Here is a 19,690-nt window from a genome sequence, read left to right as displayed (position 1 = left end):
CTTTACGAAAAACCAACGAACGATGCAGGGCAGTGGTGCGTGTCCTGCAACATGTTCGTCATGGTGGTAGGCCGGTGGGAATCAGAAGCGCTCCCCAGGCCAGCTCAATTTGAGCTGGTCCATGCAGTCGCGGTCATGTTCGGAGAATGAGAACCCGATCTGGATGCCGTTCACTACTGTGCCGAACACCGTCGACTCGTCCAGGCTATGCCCTGACGGCACGGAAAGGACATTGAAGTCGGGGTAGCGACGACCCATCTGCTTTCGCGAGATGCAGGCGCCGCTCAGCCGCAGCGTAATGCCTTTGATGATTCGCCCCGACGCGTCGGTGTAGATCTGGCCAGAGGGCCCCTTGATCCTCCCAGCGACCACGAATGGCGCCAGATCGATGGTGGCGCTGTCGCCCCGGCCCATTCTTGCTTCCGAACGCGAGCCGGCCGGAGCCAGGGGTGATAGCTGCGCGACAAGGTCAGAGCGTGACAGCTGCAAGGACCAGCGTTCCACGAGCCGCCAGGTTGCATCCGCCTCATCCGCAGTGGCAGCAGGTGGGGTGGCCGCCAGTGGCGGGGTGGCGACCACGAGAAGCGCAATCAGCAATGCACGCATGCCAACCTCCTTGATCCGCGATTCCGGCCGTTCATCCATCGGGCTCGGCGAGCGTTGGCAGGTATAGCACCGGTTCTGCCGATGTATCGGGCAATATGTCCCGAAAATGCAGAAACAAAAAGGGGCCGGATCCCCCTCGCAAGCGAAGGTTCACCGGCCCCGCGCACTCCGTGGGGGAGGCGGTCCACGCCTTGCGTGGAGACGGGCTCAACCCATGTACAGACCGCCGTTGACCGGATAGTCGGCACCGGTCACATACGAGGCTTCATCCGAGGCCAGCCAGGCGCACAGGCCGGCCACTTCCTCGGGGCGGCCCAGGCGACGCACCGGTACCGACGCCGCCAGCCGGTCCAGCACATCCGGCGGGAAGCTGCTGATCGCCTGGCTGGCGATGTAGCCCGGCGACAGCGTGTTGACGGTGACGCCGCGCGAGGCCACTTCGGCAGCCAGTGCACGGCTGAAACCGTGCATCGCGGCCTTGGCGGTGGCGTAGTTCACCTGCCCGATCTGGCCCTTGTGGGCGCTGACCGAACCGATGTTGATGATGCGGCCCCAGCCACGCGTGGCCATGCCGTCCACCACCTGCTTGGTGAGGTTGAACAGCGCATTGAGGTTGGAGGCGATCACCGCGTTCCAGTCTTCCACCGTCATCTGCCGGAACAGCAGATCACGGCTGCCGCCGGAGTTGTTGACCAGCACATCGACCTCGCCCACTTCCGCTCGCACCTTGGCGAACGCGGCGCTGGTCGAAGCCCAGTCGGTGGCGTTGCCTTCCGAGGCGATGAAATCGAAGCCCTGTTCGCGCTGCTCGCGCAGCCAGTTGGCCTTGCGCGGCGAGTTCGGCGCGCAACCGGCGACCACGGTGTGGCCACTGCGGGCCAGGCTCTGGCAGATGGCAGTGCCGACACTGCCCATTCCACTGGTGACGTAAGCGATTCGAAGCGTCATTGCAGAAGGCTCCTTGGCAAAGGGTCAGGCGGCGAGGGGATACAGGCCGAACAGCAGGCTGCCGATCATCAGCAGCATCGAGATGGCGATGGCCCACTTCAGGGTGAACTTCTGGTGGTCGGCGAACTCGACCTTGGCCAGGCCCACCAGCAGGTAGGTGGAGGGCACCAGCGGGCTGAGCAGGTGCACCGGCTGGCCGGCCAGCGAGGCGCGCGCCATTTCCACCGGGGTGATGCCGTAGTTGCCCGCGGCCTCGGAGAGGATCGGCAGCACGCCGAAGTAGAACGCGTCGTTGGACATGAAGAAGGTGAACGGCATCGACGCCACCGCCGTGATCACCGCCAGGTACGGGCCCCACGACTCCGGAATCACCGCCAGGAAGCTGTGCGACATCGCTTCGACCATGCCGGTGTTGTTGAGGATGCCGGTGAAGATGCCCGCGGCGAAGATCAGCGACACCACCGACAGCACGTTGCCGGCGTGGTTGACCACACGGCGGCGCTGCTCGGCCAGGTTCGGGTAGTTGATGACCAGGGCGATGGCGAAGCCGACCATGAACAGCACCGGCATCGGCAGCACGCCGATGATCAGCGCGGTCATCAGCGCCACGGTCAGTGCCAGGTTCACCCACAGCAGCTTCGGCCGCTTGATGTCTTCGGCATCTTCCACGGTCGGCAGCGCGTTGCTGTCGTCGGACACGCTGTTGTCCATCCAGCTGCCGCCCTTGGGCAGGGTCACAACACCCAGGCGACGGCGTTCCTTCAGGCCCAGGTACCAGGCCAGCAGCAGCACGCCGGCGCAGGCGATCACCATCGACGGGATCAGCGGCACGAACACATCGGCTGGGTCCACGTGCAGCGCGGTGGCCGCGCGTGCGGTCGGGCCGCCCCACGGGGTCAGGTTCATCACGCCGCCGGCCAGGATGGTCACGCAGGTCATGTTCAGCGCGTTCATGCCGAGACGCTGGTACAGCGGCAGCATCGCCGAGACGGTGATCATGTAGGTGGTCGAGCCATCGCCATCAAGCGAGATCAGCATCGCCAGCACCGCGGTGCCGAGCACGATCTTCATCGGATCGCCCTTGACGAAGCGCAGGATCACCCGCACCAGCGGGTCGAACAGGCCGGCATCGATCATCACCCCGAAGTAGAGGATCGCGAACATCAGCATCACGCCGGTCGGTGCGATCTTCTTGATGCCTTCCAGCATCATCTCGTCGATGCCGGCGCCGAAGCCGCCGATCAGCGCGAACAGGATGGGAATGGTGATCAGGGCGACGAGCGGCGACAGGCGTTTGCTCATGATCAAGTACATGAACGTAATGACCATGCCAAAGCCGAGGATGCTTAGCATCATCTGCGGACTCCTTGCGAATACAGGACGTGGGGGAGTGGAAGGGGCCCGGGCGGCATGCCCGGGAAATCAGGCTTAGAAGTCGTACTGCAGGCGTCCGGTGACCGCGCGCGTGCGGTCCACCGTCACCCCGGCCAAGCGGTCGCGGTTGCGGCTTTCGATCACGTTGAGCATGAAGCGCAGGTTGTCGCGCAGGTACCAGTTGCCACCCAGCGTCCAGGCTTCGGTGCTGCCACGGCGCAGGTCCGGCGCACCATTGAGATGCTGAGCACCCCACATCTGGTCGTAGCGCAGCGCTACTTCGAAGGCACCGGCCTTGTGGCGGATGTCCTTCACCCGCGCAAAGCGGCCGGTCTTGCGGTCGTAGGCGCGGCTTTCGCCGGTAATGAACCAGCTGACCATGCCGTAGGCGGCCATCACGTCGCCACGCTGCGCACCGTCATCGAAGGTGGCGCCACTGAACTCGCCCTGCCACGACAGCGGGCCGCGCACCTGCGCGTATTCCAGCGACCACTTGTTGACGTCGGTATCGCGGCCGGCGGAGAAGTCGACAAGGGTCAGGCGGCTCTCATCGGACAGGTGGCCGGCCGGGCGTGGTCGGATCTTCAGGCCCGGAACGCCGTTCGCGCCGGGGTTGTCATAGGCCTCGCGGGCCAGCGACAGGCCCAGGTGCAGCACGTCGCCATCGGCGGGCGAGGGCGCCCAGGTGACACGGCCACCGGCAGCACGCCCCTTCACCTGCCAGGCGTCGATGCTTTCCAGGCTGTAGATGCTGGCGGCCCAGGTGAAGTCACCCGGGTTGGCCTGCCACGAAGCGCCCAGGCGGTACAGCGGCGCCAGCGTGGTGCCGGCGTTGCCGCGCTCCAGGAAGCTGCCGTAGTTGGAACTGGTGCGGTCATCCAGCGAGAAGTACTGCTTGAACTGGCCGACGGTGAGCTTGCCGGCCTTGCCGAAGCTGCGCGCCAGGTACACGTCCTTGGCCTCGACGCGGTCGCCGGAGAAATCGGCCTCCAGCTTGTAGTCGACCACGAAGAACTTGCCGGATACGTCAACCCACGCGCGGCGGATTTCGGTGTCGTCCTTGTTCGGGGTGCCGCGGTTGTCGTTGTCGAAGGTAGCGAAGTCCAGATGCAGGCGGCCACCCAGGGTGGCGGTGACCGGACGGTCGTCTTCGGCAGCGAAGGCCGGCGCCGACAGGGCAGCCAGCGCCATCATGGCGGCAGGACGCCGCCAGGCAAACGTGAATTCCACAAACCCTCCCAGGTGCGCGCCAGGCGCGCGGCAATCGTGGGCACCGGACGGTGCGCGGCCGCAGTCTGGGTCGGGCAAGCTGTCATCGTCCTGTCAACGGATTGTGCGGTGCAGCGTAAAGCGACCCGCTGCTGCCTCCGGACGGGGCCCGGCGAGCGCAGCAGCGGCATGCGGTAGCATTCGTTTCCCCTCCCACCCCCGTGCCCATGCGCCTGCTGCTGGTCGAAGACAACCCGGATCTGGCCGATGCGATCATCCGCCGCATGCGCCGCAGTGGGCACGCCGTGGACTGGCAGGCCGATGGCCTGGCGGCGGCCAGCGTGCTGCGTTACCAGAGCTTCGACCTGGTGGTGCTGGACATCGGCCTGCCCAAGCTCGATGGCCTGCGCGTGCTGGCCGGCATGCGCGAGCGTGGCGACAGCACGCCGGTGCTGATGCTGACCGCACGCGATGGCATCGAAGACCGCGTGCAGGCGCTGGATGTCGGCGCCGACGACTACCTGGGCAAGCCGTTCGATTTCCGCGAATTCGAAGCGCGCTGCCGCGTGCTGCTGCGTCGTGCACGAGGCCAGGCCAGCGAAGTGGTGCAGATCGGCGGCTTCCAGTTCGATAATGCCGCGCATCGGGTCAGTCTCGACGGCGAGCCTATCGAGCTACCCAACCGCGAGTACCGGCTGCTGGAGATTCTGGTCGGCCGCCTCGGTCAGGTGGTCGGCAAGGACGAGATCGGCAACGGCCTGTTCGGCTTCGACGACGAAGCCGGCCCGAATGCGATCGAGCTGTACGTCGGTCGCCTGCGGAGAAAGCTGGCCGGCGCACCGCTGCGCATCACCACGGTGCGCGGTGTCGGCTACCTGCTGGAAGCCAGCGATGGCAGCGCCGACGCCGATGGCTGACGCACGCGCTGCGAACGCGGCGCCAGGTTCGCTGCGGCGAACGCTGCTGCTCTACCTCGGCGCGCTGCTGGCGGTGTTCGCGGTGGCGCTGCTGTTCGCCGCGCGCGACTATGGCCAGCGTGCGGCAAACCGTTCCTACGATCACCTGCTGGTGTCTTCGGCGCTGTCCATCGCCGATTCGGTGGCGCTGGTCGACGGCCAGTGGCAGGTCGATCTTCCCTATGCGGCGCTGGACCTGCTGGCGATGGCCCCGGAAGACCGCGTGTTCTATCGGGTGGCCGACAGCCGCGGCAACCTGATCACAGGTTATGGCGATCTGCCGTCGCCGCCGCGCCGTCCGGGCACGCAGCCGCAACTGTTTGATGCGGCGTACAGCGGCGAGACCGTACGCTTCGTAGTGGTCGGCCGCAGTTTCGCCGCGGCCTCGGCGCAGGGCGAGGTGCAGGTGCAGGTGGGCCAGACCCGGCGTGCGCGCGAAGCCGTCGCGCAGGACATGGTCAATCGCGCACTGCTGGCGATCGGCGTGCTGTCCGGCCTGCTGCTGGCGCTGGTGGCGTTTGGCGTGCACCGCGCGTTCCGCCCACTGGTGCGGGTGGAACGCGAGCTGTCGCGCCGCGAACCGTCCGACCTGAAGCCCCTCGACGCGCGCGTGCCGCGCGAGATGGACCAGATGGTGGCGGCGTTGAACCGCTTCATGGAGCGCCTGTCCAGCAGCAACGAGACACTGCGCGCATTCATGGCCGAGGCCGCGCACCAGATGCGCACGCCGTTGGCTGCCCTGCGCGCGCAGGCACAGCTTGCGCTGGACGACGACGACCCCGAAGACATGCGGCGCAGCCTGCAGGCGATCGAGCGCAATGCCACCCACATGAGCCGGTTGCTGAACCAGCTGCTCAGCGATGCCAGCGTGATCCATCGCTCGCACCTGCAGCGCTTTGCGGCGGTGGACCTGGCCGAGACCGTGCACCAGGCCCTGCATGAAGCCCTGCCGCAGGCCGGCCCGGCACCGCGCGTGCAACTTGCGATGACCGCCGAGCCGGTGCAGGTGCACGGCGACGCGCTGCTGCTGCGCGAGGCGATCAAGAACCTGGTCGACAACGCACTGAAGTACGGCGGCGAGGGCCCGTTGCAGATCGCGCTGACCGTGGAAGGCGGTCAGGCGGTGCTGACCATTGCCGACCATGGCGCAGGCATCGCACCCGCTGATGCCGAACGCGTGTTCGAGCGCTTCGCCCGTGGCGAAGGCGCGCCGTCCGGCGGCGCCGGGCTGGGCCTGGCCATCGTCAAGCGCGTGGTCGACAGCCATGGTGGCCGCATCGACCTCAGCAACCGCCCGCAGGGCGGGCTGATCGCCACCATCCGCCTGCCACGGAGCAGTCCATGATCCGCCTGTTCGCTGCTGCCGTTGCCTTGCTGCTGGCCCTGCCGGTACTGGCCGCGCCCGGCGACGTACGCCGTTTCCCGGCCCAGGCAAAGGCCACTGCGCAGCTGCGCATTCACGGCACCACCGACATCGAAGTGTTCGCGGTGGTGATCGCCGATTACCAGCGCCTGCATCCCGGCACCGAGGTGGTGTACGAGGACATCATCACCCAGGACCTGTACGCGCGTTACCTGCACGACCGCGGCGGGCCGGCATCGCCGGACCTGCTGATCTCCAGCGGCATGGATCTGCAGACCAAGCTGGTCAACGATGGCCACGCGCTGCCACACCGTTCGGCGCAGACCGCTGCACTGCCGGCCTGGGCACAGTGGCGCAACGAGGCCTTCGGCATCAGCTACGAGCCGGTGGTGATGGTCTACAACACCCGCATGCTGCCGGCCGCGAAGGTGCCGCACACGCGTCGGCAGCTGCTGGACCGGCTGCGCGCCGAGGGAGCACCGCTGCGCGGCAGGGTCGGCACCTATGACATCGAGCGCAGCAGCGTCGGCTACCTGCTGTCTACCCAGGATGCGCAGCGTGGCAGCATCGCCGGTGCGTTGCTGGGCGCGCTGGGCGACAACGACGTGGTGCGCGAGGAGCGCACCGGCGTGCTGCTGGACAAGGTGGCCAGCGGACAGCTGTCGCTGGTCTACAACGTGCTCGGCTCCTACGCGCAGGCGCGCGTTGATGCCGGCGCGCCGCTGGGCATTGTGGAGCCCGAGGACTACACGCTGGTGGTGCTGCGCACCGCAGTGATTCCGCGCACCGGCCCGCACCCGGAAGAAGCCCGGCGCTTCCTCGACTACCTGCTGTCGCCACGCGGCCAGCAGGTGCTGTCGCGCGAGGCACGGCTGATGCCGATCGTGACCGGCAACGCGCGCGGCGATGATGCGCCGGGCCGCAGCCGCCGCCCGATCCAGCTGGGTCCGGGCCTGCTGGTGTATCTGGACGCGCTCAAGCGCCGCCAGTTCCTCGATGCCTGGCGCAGCAGCGTGGAGCCGGCAGGGCGCTGAGGCTCCGGCCTGCCCGTACAATGGCCGCATGAGCGAATACACCATCCTGATCGCCGATGACCACCCGCTGCTGCGTTCGGCGGTGGTGCAGTCATTGCGGCAGAGCCTGCCGCTGGCGCAGGTGCGCGAGGTCGCCAGCGCCGAGGCCTTGGCCGAAGCACTCGACGCACATCCGGATGTGGACCTGGTGCTGCTCGACCTGACCATGCCAGGCGCGCACGGTTTTTCCGCGCTGCTGCACGTGCGTGGCTCGCATCCGGACATCCCGGTGGTGATCCTCTCGTCCAACGACCATCCGCGGGTGATTCGCCGCGCGCAGCAGTTCGGCGCCGCCGGGTTCATCCCGAAGTCGGCGCCGGCCGAGACCATCGGCGAGGCCGTGCAGGCGGTGCTCGATGGTGGCCTGTGGTTCCCGGCGATGGCCGCCGAGCGTTCGGAGGCCGATGCACTGCTGGCCAGCCGCCTGGCGCAGCTGACCCCTCAGCAGTTCCGCGTGCTGCTGTGCCTGGCCGATGGCCTGCTGAACAAGCAGATCGCCTATACGTTGGGCCTGGCCGAGAACACGGTGAAGGTGCATGTCACCGCGATCCTGAAGAAACTCGAGTGCCATAGCCGAACGCAGGCAGCGGTGCTGGTGAAGGCACTGGAGCCCGAGGGCGACGCCGGCATCGGGTTGTAGTTTCCGGCCAACGGCGCAGCCCCTCGTGGGTGGGTTTGGGTTGGTCGCTGAAAGCAGAAGCTGCGACCGGCCTCTGACAGATTTCGGTGGCCTGCCACCCACGGAGAAGAAAAAAGATCAAAAGCAAAAGCAGGCTGTCAGGCCGCCCTTTGTAGAGCCGAGCCCACGCTCGGCTTCGCGGACCGGCCGGAAAGCAGCCGAGCATGGGCTCGGCTCTACACGAGCAAGCGCAGCGGGCGACCCGCTTTTGATCTTCTTTTTCTTGTCCGTGGGTGGAGAACACCTGTGAACTGTCAGCGGCCGGGTGGGTGGGTAGTGCGGGGTGTCCGCGGCAAGGATGCCGCGGCCAAGCCCCCATGGATGGGTTCACGGCGTCCCCGCACTGCCCACCCATCCGGCCAGCCCTCAGCAATCCGGCCTTCCGCGACCAACCAGACACCACCCACGAGGGGCTGCGCCGTTTGCTGGAAACTACCCGCGATGCCGGATCAGCAACTGACTCATCAGCGCCCGCAGCGCCGGCGGCTTCACCGGCTTGGCCATCATCCCCCAGCCTCGCTCGGCGGCCATCTCACGCAATCCCGCATCGCGCTCGGCAGTGACCAGCACCACCGGAGGGCGAGCCTGCCATAGTTCCGCCAGCGTCTCGTAAAGCACCGGTCCGTGGTGATCGCCCATGCGCACATCCAGCAGCACCAGCTCCGGTACCGCGCCTGTCGCTGCCAGCTGCAACGCGGCCTGCGGGCCATCGGCCAGCATCACCTCGCAGCCCCAGCGTTCCAGCAGCGCGCGGCTGGCGGCGCAGACGTGCGGATCATCATCGATCACCCACACCTGGCGCCCGCGCAGCGGATTGTCCGCGGCCGGTTCCTGCACCAGCACCGGCGCAGGTGCCGTAGCAGGAATCGCACTGGCGTCGCCGAACGGTACGCCCACCGCGAACACGCTGCCCTGGCCCAGCTGCGAGCGCAGGCGGATCGGATGGCCGAGCAGACGACCGATGCGATCGACGATCGCCAGGCCAAGGCCAGCGCCGCGCTGCTGGCCGTCGTGAAGGCGGCGGAACTCCTCGAAGATCTCGCCCTGCAGCGCATCCGGAATACCCGGGCCCTGGTCGTGCACTTCGATCCACAGCAGGCCTTCGCGGCGGCGGCAACCCAGCAGCACGCGGCCGCGTTCGCTGTAGCGCAGCGCGTTGGACAGGAAGTTCTGCAGGATGCGGCGCAGCAGGGCTTCATCGCTGACCACCACCGCATCGGTATCGACCCAGTCGACCACCAGCCCGCGTGACTGTGCGGCGATGCCGAACTCGCGCGCCAGCGTCTGCAGCAGCGGCCCGAGCCGGAACGCCTGCACGCGCGTGGGCAGGCTGCCCGATTCCAGCCGCGCGATATCCAGCAGGCTGTTGAGAATCGCGTCCTGCGCGGCCAGCGCAGCGTCGATGTGGTCGCTGGTCTGCTGCTGCGCCGGGTCGCTCAGTTTGCCGCGCAGCACCGAGACGAACATGCGTGCAGCGTTGAGTGGCTGCAGCAGGTCGTGCACGGCCGAGGCGACGAAGCGGGTCTTGTAGCGGTTGGCCTGTTCGGCTTCGCGGCGTGCTTCGTCCAGGTCACGGGTGCGCTCGGCGATGCGGTGCTCCAGCGCATCGGCCAGCGAACGCAGTTCGCGCGCGGCGTTCTTGTAGCTGGTGATGTCGGCATAGCTGGTGACGAAACCGCCGTCGGGCAGCGGATTGCCACGGATCTCGAGCACCGTGCCGTCGTCCTTCTCGCTTTCGCGCATGTGCGGGCGACCGCTGCGCAGGTGGTTCAGGCGGCGCTCGATGGCCTCGTCCACCGGGCCGGGACCGAGCAGGCCACGGCGTGCATTGAAACGGAACAGTTCCTCGATCGGCCGGCCGACGCGAACCAGGTCTGCCGGGAACCGGAACAGTTCCAGATAGCGCGCATTCCATGCCACCAGCCGCAGCTCGCGGTCGATCACCACCACGCCCTGCGGCAGGTGCGCCAGGCTGCGGCTGAGGCCGCTGTCAGCGTCGGTTGCGGCCTGCAGCAGGCCATCCTGTGCGGTGCGCAGTTCCTGTGCATGCTGCTTGAGCAGGGTTTCGAGTTCGCGGCGGCTGCGCAGGCGGTGTTTGGCCAGGCGCCGGCGCTGCTGCACGAACAGCACCAGGAAGCCCAGCGCCAGCCATGCGGCACCGCCGGTGAGTGCGGCCGCGCGTCCGGCAGATGTGGCTGCACTGGCATCGTGCAGCAGGTGCAGGTTCCAGCCTTCGGCGGGCAGCGGCAGGCTCTGCCACAGCATCGGCTGCGGCAACGTCGGGTCCAGCAGGCGCACCATGCGGCCGCCATCGGCCAGCACGTCTTCGGTACGCGCACGCAGGGGTTGCAATGCGCGGTCGGCGTACTGGCGGGCATCGAGCATCTCGCGGCGCTCGTCGGCGCCCAGCGGGCGCAGCAGCCGGTAGCGCCAGCTGTCACGGTTGGCCAGGAACACCACGTCGTGGTCGTCGCTGGCCAGCACCACATCGGGGCTGCTCAACCATTCCTGTTCCAGCGCCGACAGCTCGACCTTGATCACCACCACGCCCAGCCGCTGGCCGTCTTCCTCGATGGCCTGCGACAGGTAGTAACCGGGCACGCCGGTGGTCATGCCGATGCCGTAGAAGCGGCCGCGGCCCTGCGCCAGTGCCTGGCGGTAGTAAGGGCGGTAGCTGTAGTTCTCGCCGACATTGGTGGTCGGCTGGTCCCAGTTGCTGGCTGCCACTGCCACGCCGTCGTGGCCCACCAGGGTCAGGGTCGAGGCGCGGGTAACTTCATTGGCGCGTTGCAGCTTGAGGTTCAGCCGCTGCCGTTCGGCAGGCGAGGGCGGTACGCGCAGGGCGTGCAGAAGATCCGGATCCAGTGCCAGCACCTGCGGCAACGTGCCGAAGCGGTCGATGCGCTGCTGCAGGCCCTGTCCATACAGCTGCAGCTGGCGTTGCACCTGGCTGCTTTCCTCGCCGAGGGCGCGCCGCCAGGCGTAGTGGCCGGCGGCGACGGCGCACAGCACGGTGCCACCGACCATCACCAGGATGGTCAGCAACAGCATGCGGTGGCGGCTGAGCCAGTACATGGCGGCAGTCTACGCAGGGCCGGCGGGCGTGGCGTGCACGCCCGCCGGGATCTGACGTGGAAGGGGTCAGAAGTGCATCTGCGCGCGCAGTTCGAAGATCTCCGGCGTGCTGTGCACGCCACGACGGCTGGCGTCGACCTTGACGTAGTTGGCCTGGAACTTGAAGTGGCTGGTCAGGTACCAGTTCGCACCCAGGGTCAGGTCGTGCTGGCGTCCGCCGAGGATGCTGCCATCGTCGAGGTCCAGGCGGCTGTAGCGGGCCACCAGTTCCACCGCGCCGTAGTCGTGCGCCGGCTTGATGTTGGCCACGGCACCTGCGTTGTACGGGCGCGATTCGCCGGTCAACACCCAGCTGGCCATCGCGTACTGGCCGCTGCCGGTGTAGTCGGGCTTGCCGTCATGACGGGTGACCGTGGCGCGCAGGGCTTCGGCCTGCAGCGAGAACGGGCCGCGGATCCAGATGCCTTCCAGGCCGGTGCGGCGGATCTGGTCGGCGGTGACCAGCGCGCCGGAATCGACATAGCGGATGTCGGTCAGGCCGGCCTCCGGGCGTGCGCGCAGGCGCGCGCTGGCCTCGTGGTGCACGTCGCGGCCATCGCTGTAGCCACGCGGATTTTCCTGCGAGTAGGCCAGGCCCAGGTGGATTACATCACCCGGCGCCTTCACCGGGGTCCACACCGCACGCACGGCCTGGGTGGTGCCGGGGTTGTCACCCTGCAGGTCCTTGCCGCCATAGGCGCCAGCCTGCAGCAGGTACTGCGGGCGCTCCAGCACCCATTCCACACCCGTGCGGCGGCCGGCGTAGAAGGCCTGCACGGGCAGTGCGGTTTCCAGGAAGCTGCCGGCGCGCGAAGACGTGTTCGCGTCCAGGCCAACCGGGGTCTTCATGTAGCCGAAGCGGAAGCGGCCGATGTCGCGGCCGAAGAAGGCCTTGCTTTCGAAGCGCACGAACACGTCCAGCCAGGTGTCGGACTGGAAGTCGTAGTAGACCATCGCGTCGTAGACGCCCTTCTTCTTCAGCGTCGCGCCGAACTCCTTGCGGCGCACGGCGTCATCGTCCTCAAGGCCGCTGCCCGAGGAAAAATCGTTGTAGTCGTAGGCGATGTTGGCGGTCGCGGCCAATTCGGTGCCGTCGCCGAAGGCGTACCTGGTCGGCCAGTTGTCGAAATCGGCAGCCGAAGCGAAGGCGGGAAGCGCGGCCAGCGACAGGGCCAGCAAGGTGGGAATCGGGCGCATTAGGTGCGGCTCTCTCAGATTGCGTGTGGACAGGACAACAACGGCCGCAAGGGCCGGAACTTTCGCAATGACGCGCCCGGCCGTTCAGCCCGGGCCACCGGCCTCCCCGTGATCGGGCGGTGCGGCGCCAGTGTAGGCATCGCGGCCACCTGAACCGGGGGGCTAGTACCAATAGGTTATCTGCGCCAGCGTGCCCGGCGCGTACAAAGGCGTCCATTGGTCGCACCCCCTGCGCGTGCAGCACAGGGCCTGCGATCAGTTTCCACGGTTACGGTTCCCGTGCAGTCCCGGGGCCGTACGTGCCTGAAAACGCCCCTTCCGGAGTCCGCCATGCACATCCCGACCGCAGCACCGGTGCCTGCAAAGCCGTTGCCGATCTATCGCCAGCTGTACTTCCAGGTGATCGTGGCGATCGTCCTGGGCGCCATCCTCGGCCACTACGAGCCGTTGATCGGCGAGAAGATGAAACCGCTCGGCGATGCCTTCATCAACCTGGTGAAGATGATCATCGCGCCGGTGATCTTCCTGACCATCGTCACCGGCATCGCCGGCATGACCCACCTGCGCACGGTGGGCCGCGTGTTCGCCAAGGCGATGGCGTACTTCCTGTTCTTCTCCACGCTGGCACTGATCGTCGGCATGATCGTGGCGCACGTGGTGCAGCCCGGCGCCGGCATGAACATCAACCCGGCCGAGTTGGATCAGACCGCGGTGCACAGCTACGTCGAGAAGTCGCATGACCTGACCCTGGTCGGCTTCCTGATGGACATCATCCCGAAGACGCTGCTCAGCGCGTTCGTCGATGGCAACATCCTGCAGGTGCTGTTCGTGGCCGTGCTGTTCGGCATCGCGCTGGCATCGGTGGGCGAGAAGGGCAAGCCGATCGTGAACTTCCTGGAGGCGCTGGTCGCCCCGGTGTTCAAGCTGGTGCACATCCTGATGAAGGCCGCCCCGATCGGTGCCTTCGGCGCAATCGCCTTCACCATCGGCAAGTACGGCGTCGGCTCGCTGATCAACCTGGCCTGGCTGGTGGGCTCGTTCTACCTCACCGCGTTCCTGTTCGTGGCGGTGATCCTGGGCCTGGTCTGCCGCCTGTGTGGCTTCTCGGTGTTCAAGCTTGCGCGTTACCTGAAGGCCGAACTGCTGCTGGTGCTGGGTACCTCCTCGTCGGAGTCGGCGCTGCCGTCGCTGATGGAAAAGATGGAACGCGCCGGGTGCAGCAAGTCGGTGGTGGGCCTGGTGGTCCCGACCGGCTATTCGTTCAACCTGGACGGAACCAACATCTACATGACCCTGGCCGCGCTGTTCATCGCCCAGGCCACCAACACCGAACTGACCCTGGGCCACCAGATCGCCCTGCTGCTGGTCGCCATGCTCAGCTCCAAGGGTGCCGCTGGCGTTACCGGCGCCGGCTTCATCACCCTGGCCGCGACCCTGGCGGTGGTGCCGGAAGTGCCGGTGGCTGGTATGGCGCTGATCCTGGGCGTGGACCGCTTCATGAGCGAATGCCGCTCGCTGACCAACTTCATCGGCAATGCCGTGGCCACGGTAGTGGTCTCGCGCTGGGAGGGGGCGCTGGACCGCAACCGCCTGCAGCTAGCGCTGGATGGCCGCGAAAGCGAACTGCCGCCGCTGATCGATGCCGTGCCCGAGGCGCTGCCGGCCAGGGGCTGATCCAGGTGTGTGGTACCGCGGGGCCGATCACGACAGTGGTACGGCCCCGCGGCGTTTCAGGGCGTCCCATGGCTGTCATGGCAGACGCCGAAGCTGGTATCCCGGTACCGTCGCATACGGCACGGAATTGTGCGGTCGCAGCATGCCTGCGACAGGATAGCGACAGGTCCAGACGCTCCAACGGGGGTATCATCCCCTGTCCCTTCTGCCCATTCATGTAACCCACATCGATGTCCAACGAAGATTTCAAACAGGCCGCCCTCGATTACCACCGGATGTCCCCGCCGGGAAAGATCAAGGTTTCCGCTACCAAGCCCATGCTGACCCAGCGCGACCTGTCGCTGGCGTATTCGCCGGGCGTGGCGTACGCCTGTGAAGCGATCAAGGCCGACCCGCAGCAGGCCAGCGAGCTGACCGCCCGCGGCAACCTGGTGGCGGTGATCTCCAACGGCACCGCGGTGCTGGGCCTGGGCAACATCGGCGCGCTGGCCGGCAAGCCGGTGATGGAAGGCAAGGGCGTGCTGTTCCAGAAGTTCGCCGGCATCGATGTGTTCGACATCGAAGTGGATGAAACCGACCCGGACAAGCTGGTCGACATCATCGCCTCGCTGGAGCCGACCTTCGGTGGCATCAACCTGGAAGACATCAAGGCGCCGGAATGCTTCGTGGTCGAGCGCAAGCTCCGCGAGCGCATGAAGATTCCGGTGTTCCATGACGACCAGCACGGCACGGCGATCATCGTCGGCGCGGCCGTGCTCAACGCCATGGCGATCACCGGCAAGAAGATCGAGGAAGTGAAGCTGGCGACCACGGGCATGGGCGCAGCCGGCATTTCCTGCGTGAACATGCTGGTGCAGCTGGGCCTGAAGCCGGAGAACATCCTGGCCTTCGACCGCGAGGGCGTGATCCATACCGGCCGTACCGACCTGGACCCGGAAAAGCAGCGCTATGCGCGCGACACCGACAAGCGCACCCTGGCAGAGATCGTCGACGGCGCGGACATCTTCCTGGGCCTGTCGGCACCGGGCATCCTGACCGCCGACATGGTCAAGACCATGGCGCCGGATCCGGTGATCTTCGCGCTGGCCAACCCGACCCCGGAAATCATGCCGGAACTGGCGCGCGCCGCGCGTCCGGACGCGATCATCGGCACCGGCCGTTCGGACTACCCGAACCAGGTCAACAACGTGCTGTGCTTCCCGTACCTGTTCCGTGGTGCGCTGGACGTGGGCGCGACCGCGATCAACGAGGAAATGAAGATCGCCTGCGTGCGCGCCATCGCCGCGCTGGCGCGCCGTGCGGCCACCGACATGGGTTCGGCCTATGGTGGCGAGACGCCGAGCTTCGGCCGTGAATACCTGATCCCGCGCCCGTTCGACCGCCGCCTGCTGGTGGAGCTGTCGGCCGCCGTGGCCCAGGCCGCGATGGATTCGGGCGTGGCCTCGCGCCCGATCGCCGACATGGGTGCCTACCGCGACAAGCTTGCCCAGTTCGTCTACCGCACCAGCCTGATGATGAAGCCGGTCTACGACCGCGCGCGCAGCGACAAGCAGCGCGTGGTGTACGCCGAAGGCGAAGAGGAAGTGGTGCTGCAGGCGGTGCAGAACGTGGTCGATGACGGCCTGGCGCACCCGATCCTGATCGGCCGCCCGGAAGTGATCGAATCGCGCATCGAGCGCCTCGGCCTGCGCCTGAAGATCGGCGAGAACGTTGAAGTCACCAACATCAACGACGACCCGCGCTTCAACGAATACTGGCAGTACTACCACGGCCTGACCGGCCGCCGTGGCGTGACCGTGGCCGCGGCGAAGAACCTGATGCGTTCGCGCCCGACCCTGATCGCGGCGGTGATGGTGGCCCGTGGTGAAGCCGATGCGATGCTGACCGGCATCGTCGGCCGCTTCCACAAGAAGCTGGGCTACGTGCGCAGCGTGCTGCCGCTGGAGCCGAAGGTCACCTCGACCTCGGCGATGACCGGCGTGATCAACCAGCAGGGCGTGTTCTTCTTCGTGGACACCCACGTGCAGGAAGACCCGACCGCCGAGCAGCTGTGCGAAGCGACCCTGCAGGCGGCCTACCGCATGAAGCTGTTCGGCATCGAGCCGAAGGTGGCGCTGCTGTCGCACTCCAACTTCGGCAGCCATGATTCGAAGGATGCGCTGAAGATGCGCCAGGTGCGCGAGCTGCTGCTCAAGCGCAACCCGCGTCTGAACGTGGACGGCGAAATGCAGGGCGACACCGCATGGGATGAAGCGCTGCGGCAGAAGCTGCTGCCGGGCTCGACCCTGCAGGGCCGCGCCAACCTGTTCGTGCTGCCGAACCTGGAAGCGGCCAACATCGCCTACAACCTGGTGCGCGTGTTCACCGACGGCGTGGCGATCGGTCCGATCCTGATGGGCGTGAACAAGCCGGTGCACATCCTGACCACCAGCGCGACCTCGCGCCGGATCCTGAACATGACCGCCATTGCGGCGGTGGATGCGCAGATCCGCAAGCAGATCGAAGCGGAAAAAAAGGCGTAAGCCTTCGTTCCGCTGCGATCTGCAGAAACGCGCCCTTCGGGGCGCGTTTCGTTTCCGCCCAGCGGAAACCGGATCGGGTAGCGCCGGGCCATGCCCGGCGAGCGCGGAAGTCACACAGGCGCGCTGCCAAACCACCCGCGCAGGAAATCAATCAGCTGCCGTACCTTTGGCGAGGGCTGCGTGCTGTGCGGGTAGACCGCGTACACGCTCTGCTGCGGGAAGCGGTGCTGGCACAGTACCGGTCGCAGCCGACCCTGGGCCAGATCGTCCTCGATCAGCCAGCGCGGCAGCACGGTGACGCCGGCACCGGCCACGGCGAAGGCGCGCAGGCTGCTGGCGCCATCCACGCGCACCACCGCGTTGCCGGGGTTGGTGGCGAACAGGGCGTCGCTGCCATCCGGCGCCACCACCGGCACGTCGGCCAGACGCGGGTAGCCCAGGCGGGGCAGGGAACCCAGCTGCACGGGGTCATCGGCAGCATCGGCAGAGGGCAGGCGTGCCAACAGGGACGGAGCCGCTACCGCGCACAGTGGATGCCGTTCCAGTTCGCTGGCATGCAGCCCAGAGTCCGGCAGGCGGCCGAGGCGGATCGCCAGGTCGAAGCGTTCGGGAATCAGGTCGGCCGGTGCCGGTGAGGTCGACAGGTGCAGCTGCAGGGCCGGGTGCCGCGCACGGAACGCCTCCAACGCAGGAATCAAGCGGAGCTGGGCGTACTCCGGCGTGGTGGTCAGGCGCAGTACGCCCTGCAGCTGGTGCTGGTCGCGGCGCGCGGCATCGATCGCCGCCTGGGCGGCGTCCAGCGCCTGCACGCAGTGCTGCAGGAACTGCTCGCCAGCCTCGGTCAGGGCCAGGTGCCGGGTACTGCGCAGCAGCAGGGTCACGCCCAGCTCCTGTTCCAGCCGCTTCAGGTTGAAGCTGACCACCGCGCGGCTGAGGCCGAGGCGATCGGCGGCGGCGGTCAGGCTGCCGGCCTCGACCACGGCGCGGAAGATATCGAAGCGATCGAGGCTGACCATGGCGGTCTATTGTCAAAACAGATTTGACAGTGTTGCAGCTGTCGTCGTGTTTTTCCAACAAGGCCCGCACGGCATGCTGGCCGCTTCTCTGCTGGAGCGCCGCCGATGCCGTCCCCCCGCCTGCGCCATGAGGCGATCTTCCTGCTGGTGTTCGCCCTGGATCTGGTCAACATGTTCATCGCCACGGTGGCCTATCCGGCCTTGGCGGCGGAACTGCACGCTGATATCAGCACCCTGGCCTGGGTCGGCACCGCCTACATGCTGGGCCTGAGCGTGGTGATTCCGTTGGCGCCCTGGCTGGCTGCGCGCTGCGGCGAGCGTCGCTTGCTGCTGGTGGCGTTGCTGTTGTTCGCGGTTGCCGCTGTGCTGGCTGGCGCAGCGCCGGGTATCGGCTGGCTGCTCGGCTGGCGCCTGCTGCAGGGGCTGGCCGGTGGCCTGCTGATTCCGGTCGCGCAGGCCGCGGCGTACCGGCAATGCACGGCGGATCAGCGAGGTGCACTGACCCGGCGCATCCTGCTGGTGGCGTTGCTGGTACCGGCACTGGCGCCCGCGTTGGGCGGGTTGTTGGTGCAGTGGTTGGCCTGGCGCGGCGTGCTCTGGGCCAGCCTGCCCTTGGCGGTGGTGGCGATCGCGCTTGTGCTGGCATGGATGCCGGCCGATGGCGTGCGCAGTGCGCCGCGGCTGCAGACCTATGCGCTGTCCACCGCGATGCTGGCGCTGGGCGCGCTGCTGCTGGCGCTGACCTGGCTGGGTGAGTCCGGACACCGCGGCGCAGGTGCCGTGTTGTTGCTGGTCGCACTGCTGCTGGCGGTGGCCCACCTGCGGCATGCGCGTCGGCAGGCGCAGCCCCTCCTGCGCTGGTCGTTGCTGTCGCATCGTGGGCTGCGGCTGGCGATGCTGATCTATCTGGCCGTACCCGGTGTATTCATCGGCAGCCAGCTGGTCAGTACCCTGCAGCTCCACCAGGCCGGTTACAGCGCGGCACGCATCGGCGCGCTGATGCTGCCGTGGGCGCTGGCCTCGGCCACTGCGATCACGGCCAGCAAGCGCCTGCTGGCTCGCTTCGGCCCGGCCACGGTGCTGCGTACGGGCATGCTGCTGCAGGCCAGCGGCATGCTGTTGATGGCGCTGCTGCCGCAGCCGGCCTTCGCGTTGGCCGCGCTGTTGTTCGCGCTGATGGGGGCGGGCGGCAGCCTGTGCAGCAGCACGGCGCAGACGCTGGCCTTCCATGGCGTGGAGGGTGAAGCGCTGGGCGATGCCAGTGCCCTCTGGAACCTCAACCGTCAGCTCAGCTTCTGCCTCGGTACCGCCGCCATTGCGCTGCTGCTGGCATTGGCCATGCAATGGCTGCCGGCAAACGCCACGCGCGTGGCGCTGGGGCTGGCCGCCCTACTGACTCTGCTGCCGATGGTATTGCTGCGCCGGCCGCAATCGATCTCTCTTTCCCAACCCGAGACAATGCAATGACGATGACCGCAGAGAACGAGTTCCATGATCTGATCGCCAAGCTGCAGGCTTGGTTCCGTGCGGAAGCAGCCGCCAGTACGCTGGATGCGCTGATGGATCATTTCTGCACCGACTTCAGCATGGTCGGTATTGCCGGGCAGCGCCTGGACCGCGAAGCCCTGGCCGGCATGTTCGCTGGCGGCCATGGTGCCCGCCCGGGCTTGCGTATCGAAATCGATGCCCTGCAGTTCATTGCGGTGCCGGCACCGTTGGTGATGCTGCGCTACCGTGAAGGGCAGGGCGTTGCTGAAGGTGGGATGGCCTGGCGTGAAGCACTGGCCGTGCTGCGGCAGGAAGACGGCCGTTGGCGTTGGCTGGCGTTGCATGAAGTAACGGCAGCCTGATGTTGTAGAGCCGAGCCCAGGCTCGGCTGCTCTTCGGGGAGGTTGCGGTGGCCCCAGCCGAGCGTGGGCTCGGCTCTACAACGGCCAGATGGACGCGTGCCCGTCGGGC

General features: G+C 67.3%; 15 protein-coding genes. 8 read left to right on the top strand and 7 right to left on the bottom strand.

Translation table 11 applies throughout. The features are described 5' to 3' along the window. Positions 1-81: 81 nt before the first annotated feature. The 4 genes from ACTJJM_RS14615 to ACTJJM_RS14600 all read right to left on the bottom strand — a co-directional run bounded on the left by ACTJJM_RS14615 (position 82) and on the right by ACTJJM_RS14600 (position 4,122). The gene (locus ACTJJM_RS14615) at positions 82-606 is read right to left on the bottom strand and encodes a hypothetical protein (protein ID WP_010480836.1); all 525 of its coding nucleotides are present in this window, start codon (positions 604-606) and stop codon (positions 82-84) included. A 207-nt stretch (positions 607-813) separates the two neighbouring features. After that, positions 814-1,554, bottom strand: a complete 741-nt coding sequence (phbB, locus tag ACTJJM_RS14610; RefSeq protein WP_005419193.1) for an acetoacetyl-CoA reductase — start codon at positions 1,552-1,554, stop codon at positions 814-816. 24 nt (positions 1,555-1,578) lie between these two features. After that, on the bottom strand, positions 1,579-2,907 hold the full coding sequence (locus tag ACTJJM_RS14605) for a CitMHS family transporter (RefSeq protein ID WP_029550722.1): 1,329 nt from the start codon (positions 2,905-2,907) through the stop codon (positions 1,579-1,581). A gap of 75 nt (positions 2,908-2,982) precedes the next feature. Next, positions 2,983-4,122 carry an OprO/OprP family phosphate-selective porin gene (locus ACTJJM_RS14600; RefSeq protein ID WP_043400149.1) on the bottom strand — a complete coding sequence of 380 codons (1,140 nt, stop codon included), beginning with the start codon at positions 4,120-4,122 and terminating at the stop codon, positions 2,983-2,985. Positions 4,123-4,364: 242 nt separating this feature from the next. Between ACTJJM_RS14600 and ACTJJM_RS14595 the strand changes: the two genes are divergently transcribed. From ACTJJM_RS14595 to ACTJJM_RS14580, 4 genes are read left to right on the top strand one after another with little or no spacing between them, the layout of a single operon-like run. Beyond that, complete coding sequence (locus ACTJJM_RS14595) at positions 4,365-5,054, top strand: response regulator transcription factor (RefSeq protein ID WP_019337115.1); 690 nt, start codon at positions 4,365-4,367, stop codon at positions 5,052-5,054. Continuing rightward, positions 5,047-6,438: a sensor histidine kinase gene (locus ACTJJM_RS14590; RefSeq protein WP_029379709.1), complete on the top strand. Its 1,392-nt coding sequence runs from the start codon at positions 5,047-5,049 to the stop codon at positions 6,436-6,438. Before ACTJJM_RS14595 ends, ACTJJM_RS14590 begins: the two co-directional genes overlap by 8 nt. Further along, positions 6,435-7,490 (top strand): ABC transporter substrate-binding protein, encoded by a 1,056-nt coding sequence (locus ACTJJM_RS14585; protein WP_010480822.1) that lies wholly within the window; start codon positions 6,435-6,437, stop codon positions 7,488-7,490. Before ACTJJM_RS14590 ends, ACTJJM_RS14585 begins: the two co-directional genes overlap by 4 nt. Before the next feature lie 28 nt (positions 7,491-7,518). Further along, positions 7,519-8,169 carry a response regulator gene (locus ACTJJM_RS14580; RefSeq protein WP_005414428.1) on the top strand — a complete coding sequence of 217 codons (651 nt, stop codon included), beginning with the start codon at positions 7,519-7,521 and terminating at the stop codon, positions 8,167-8,169. 471 nt (positions 8,170-8,640) lie between these two features. Here ACTJJM_RS14580 and ACTJJM_RS14575 read toward each other — a convergent pair whose 3' ends face one another. Together ACTJJM_RS14575 and ACTJJM_RS14570 are read right to left on the bottom strand one after the other, a co-directional pair. Continuing rightward, positions 8,641-11,283: a hybrid sensor histidine kinase/response regulator gene (locus ACTJJM_RS14575; RefSeq protein ID WP_423165926.1), complete on the bottom strand. Its 2,643-nt coding sequence runs from the start codon at positions 11,281-11,283 to the stop codon at positions 8,641-8,643. A gap of 66 nt (positions 11,284-11,349) precedes the next feature. Then, the gene (locus ACTJJM_RS14570; RefSeq protein WP_043400155.1) at positions 11,350-12,519 is read right to left on the bottom strand and encodes an OprO/OprP family phosphate-selective porin; all 1,170 of its coding nucleotides are present in this window, start codon (positions 12,517-12,519) and stop codon (positions 11,350-11,352) included. Positions 12,520-12,849: 330 nt separating this feature from the next. Here ACTJJM_RS14570 and ACTJJM_RS14565 point away from each other — a divergent pair, with 330 nt between their 5' ends. Both ACTJJM_RS14565 and ACTJJM_RS14560 read left to right on the top strand, forming a co-directional pair. Then, a complete protein-coding gene (locus ACTJJM_RS14565; protein WP_010480813.1) occupies positions 12,850-14,193 on the top strand; it encodes a dicarboxylate/amino acid:cation symporter in 1,344 nt (447 codons plus the stop codon). A gap of 230 nt (positions 14,194-14,423) precedes the next feature. After that, the gene (locus ACTJJM_RS14560; RefSeq protein WP_043400158.1) at positions 14,424-16,715 is read left to right on the top strand and encodes an NADP-dependent malic enzyme; all 2,292 of its coding nucleotides are present in this window, start codon (positions 14,424-14,426) and stop codon (positions 16,713-16,715) included. A gap of 110 nt (positions 16,716-16,825) precedes the next feature. Here ACTJJM_RS14560 and ACTJJM_RS14555 read toward each other — a convergent pair whose 3' ends face one another. Then, positions 16,826-17,731: a LysR substrate-binding domain-containing protein gene (locus ACTJJM_RS14555; RefSeq protein ID WP_049452751.1), complete on the bottom strand. Its 906-nt coding sequence runs from the start codon at positions 17,729-17,731 to the stop codon at positions 16,826-16,828. A gap of 105 nt (positions 17,732-17,836) precedes the next feature. Here ACTJJM_RS14555 and ACTJJM_RS14550 point away from each other — a divergent pair, with 105 nt between their 5' ends. Both ACTJJM_RS14550 and ACTJJM_RS14545 read left to right on the top strand, forming a co-directional pair. After that, a complete protein-coding gene (locus tag ACTJJM_RS14550) occupies positions 17,837-19,198 on the top strand; it encodes an MFS transporter (protein WP_171954455.1) in 1,362 nt (453 codons plus the stop codon). After that, on the top strand, positions 19,195-19,581 hold the full coding sequence (locus tag ACTJJM_RS14545; RefSeq protein WP_010485044.1) for a DUF4440 domain-containing protein: 387 nt from the start codon (positions 19,195-19,197) through the stop codon (positions 19,579-19,581). Before ACTJJM_RS14550 ends, ACTJJM_RS14545 begins: the two co-directional genes overlap by 4 nt. Positions 19,582-19,690 lie beyond the last annotated feature (109 nt).

The organism is Stenotrophomonas sp. 22692, from assembly GCF_052045015.1.
Taxonomy (GTDB): Bacteria; Pseudomonadota; Gammaproteobacteria; order Xanthomonadales; family Xanthomonadaceae; genus Stenotrophomonas; species Stenotrophomonas geniculata.
This window is presented reverse-complemented; position numbering and strand designations above follow the sequence as displayed.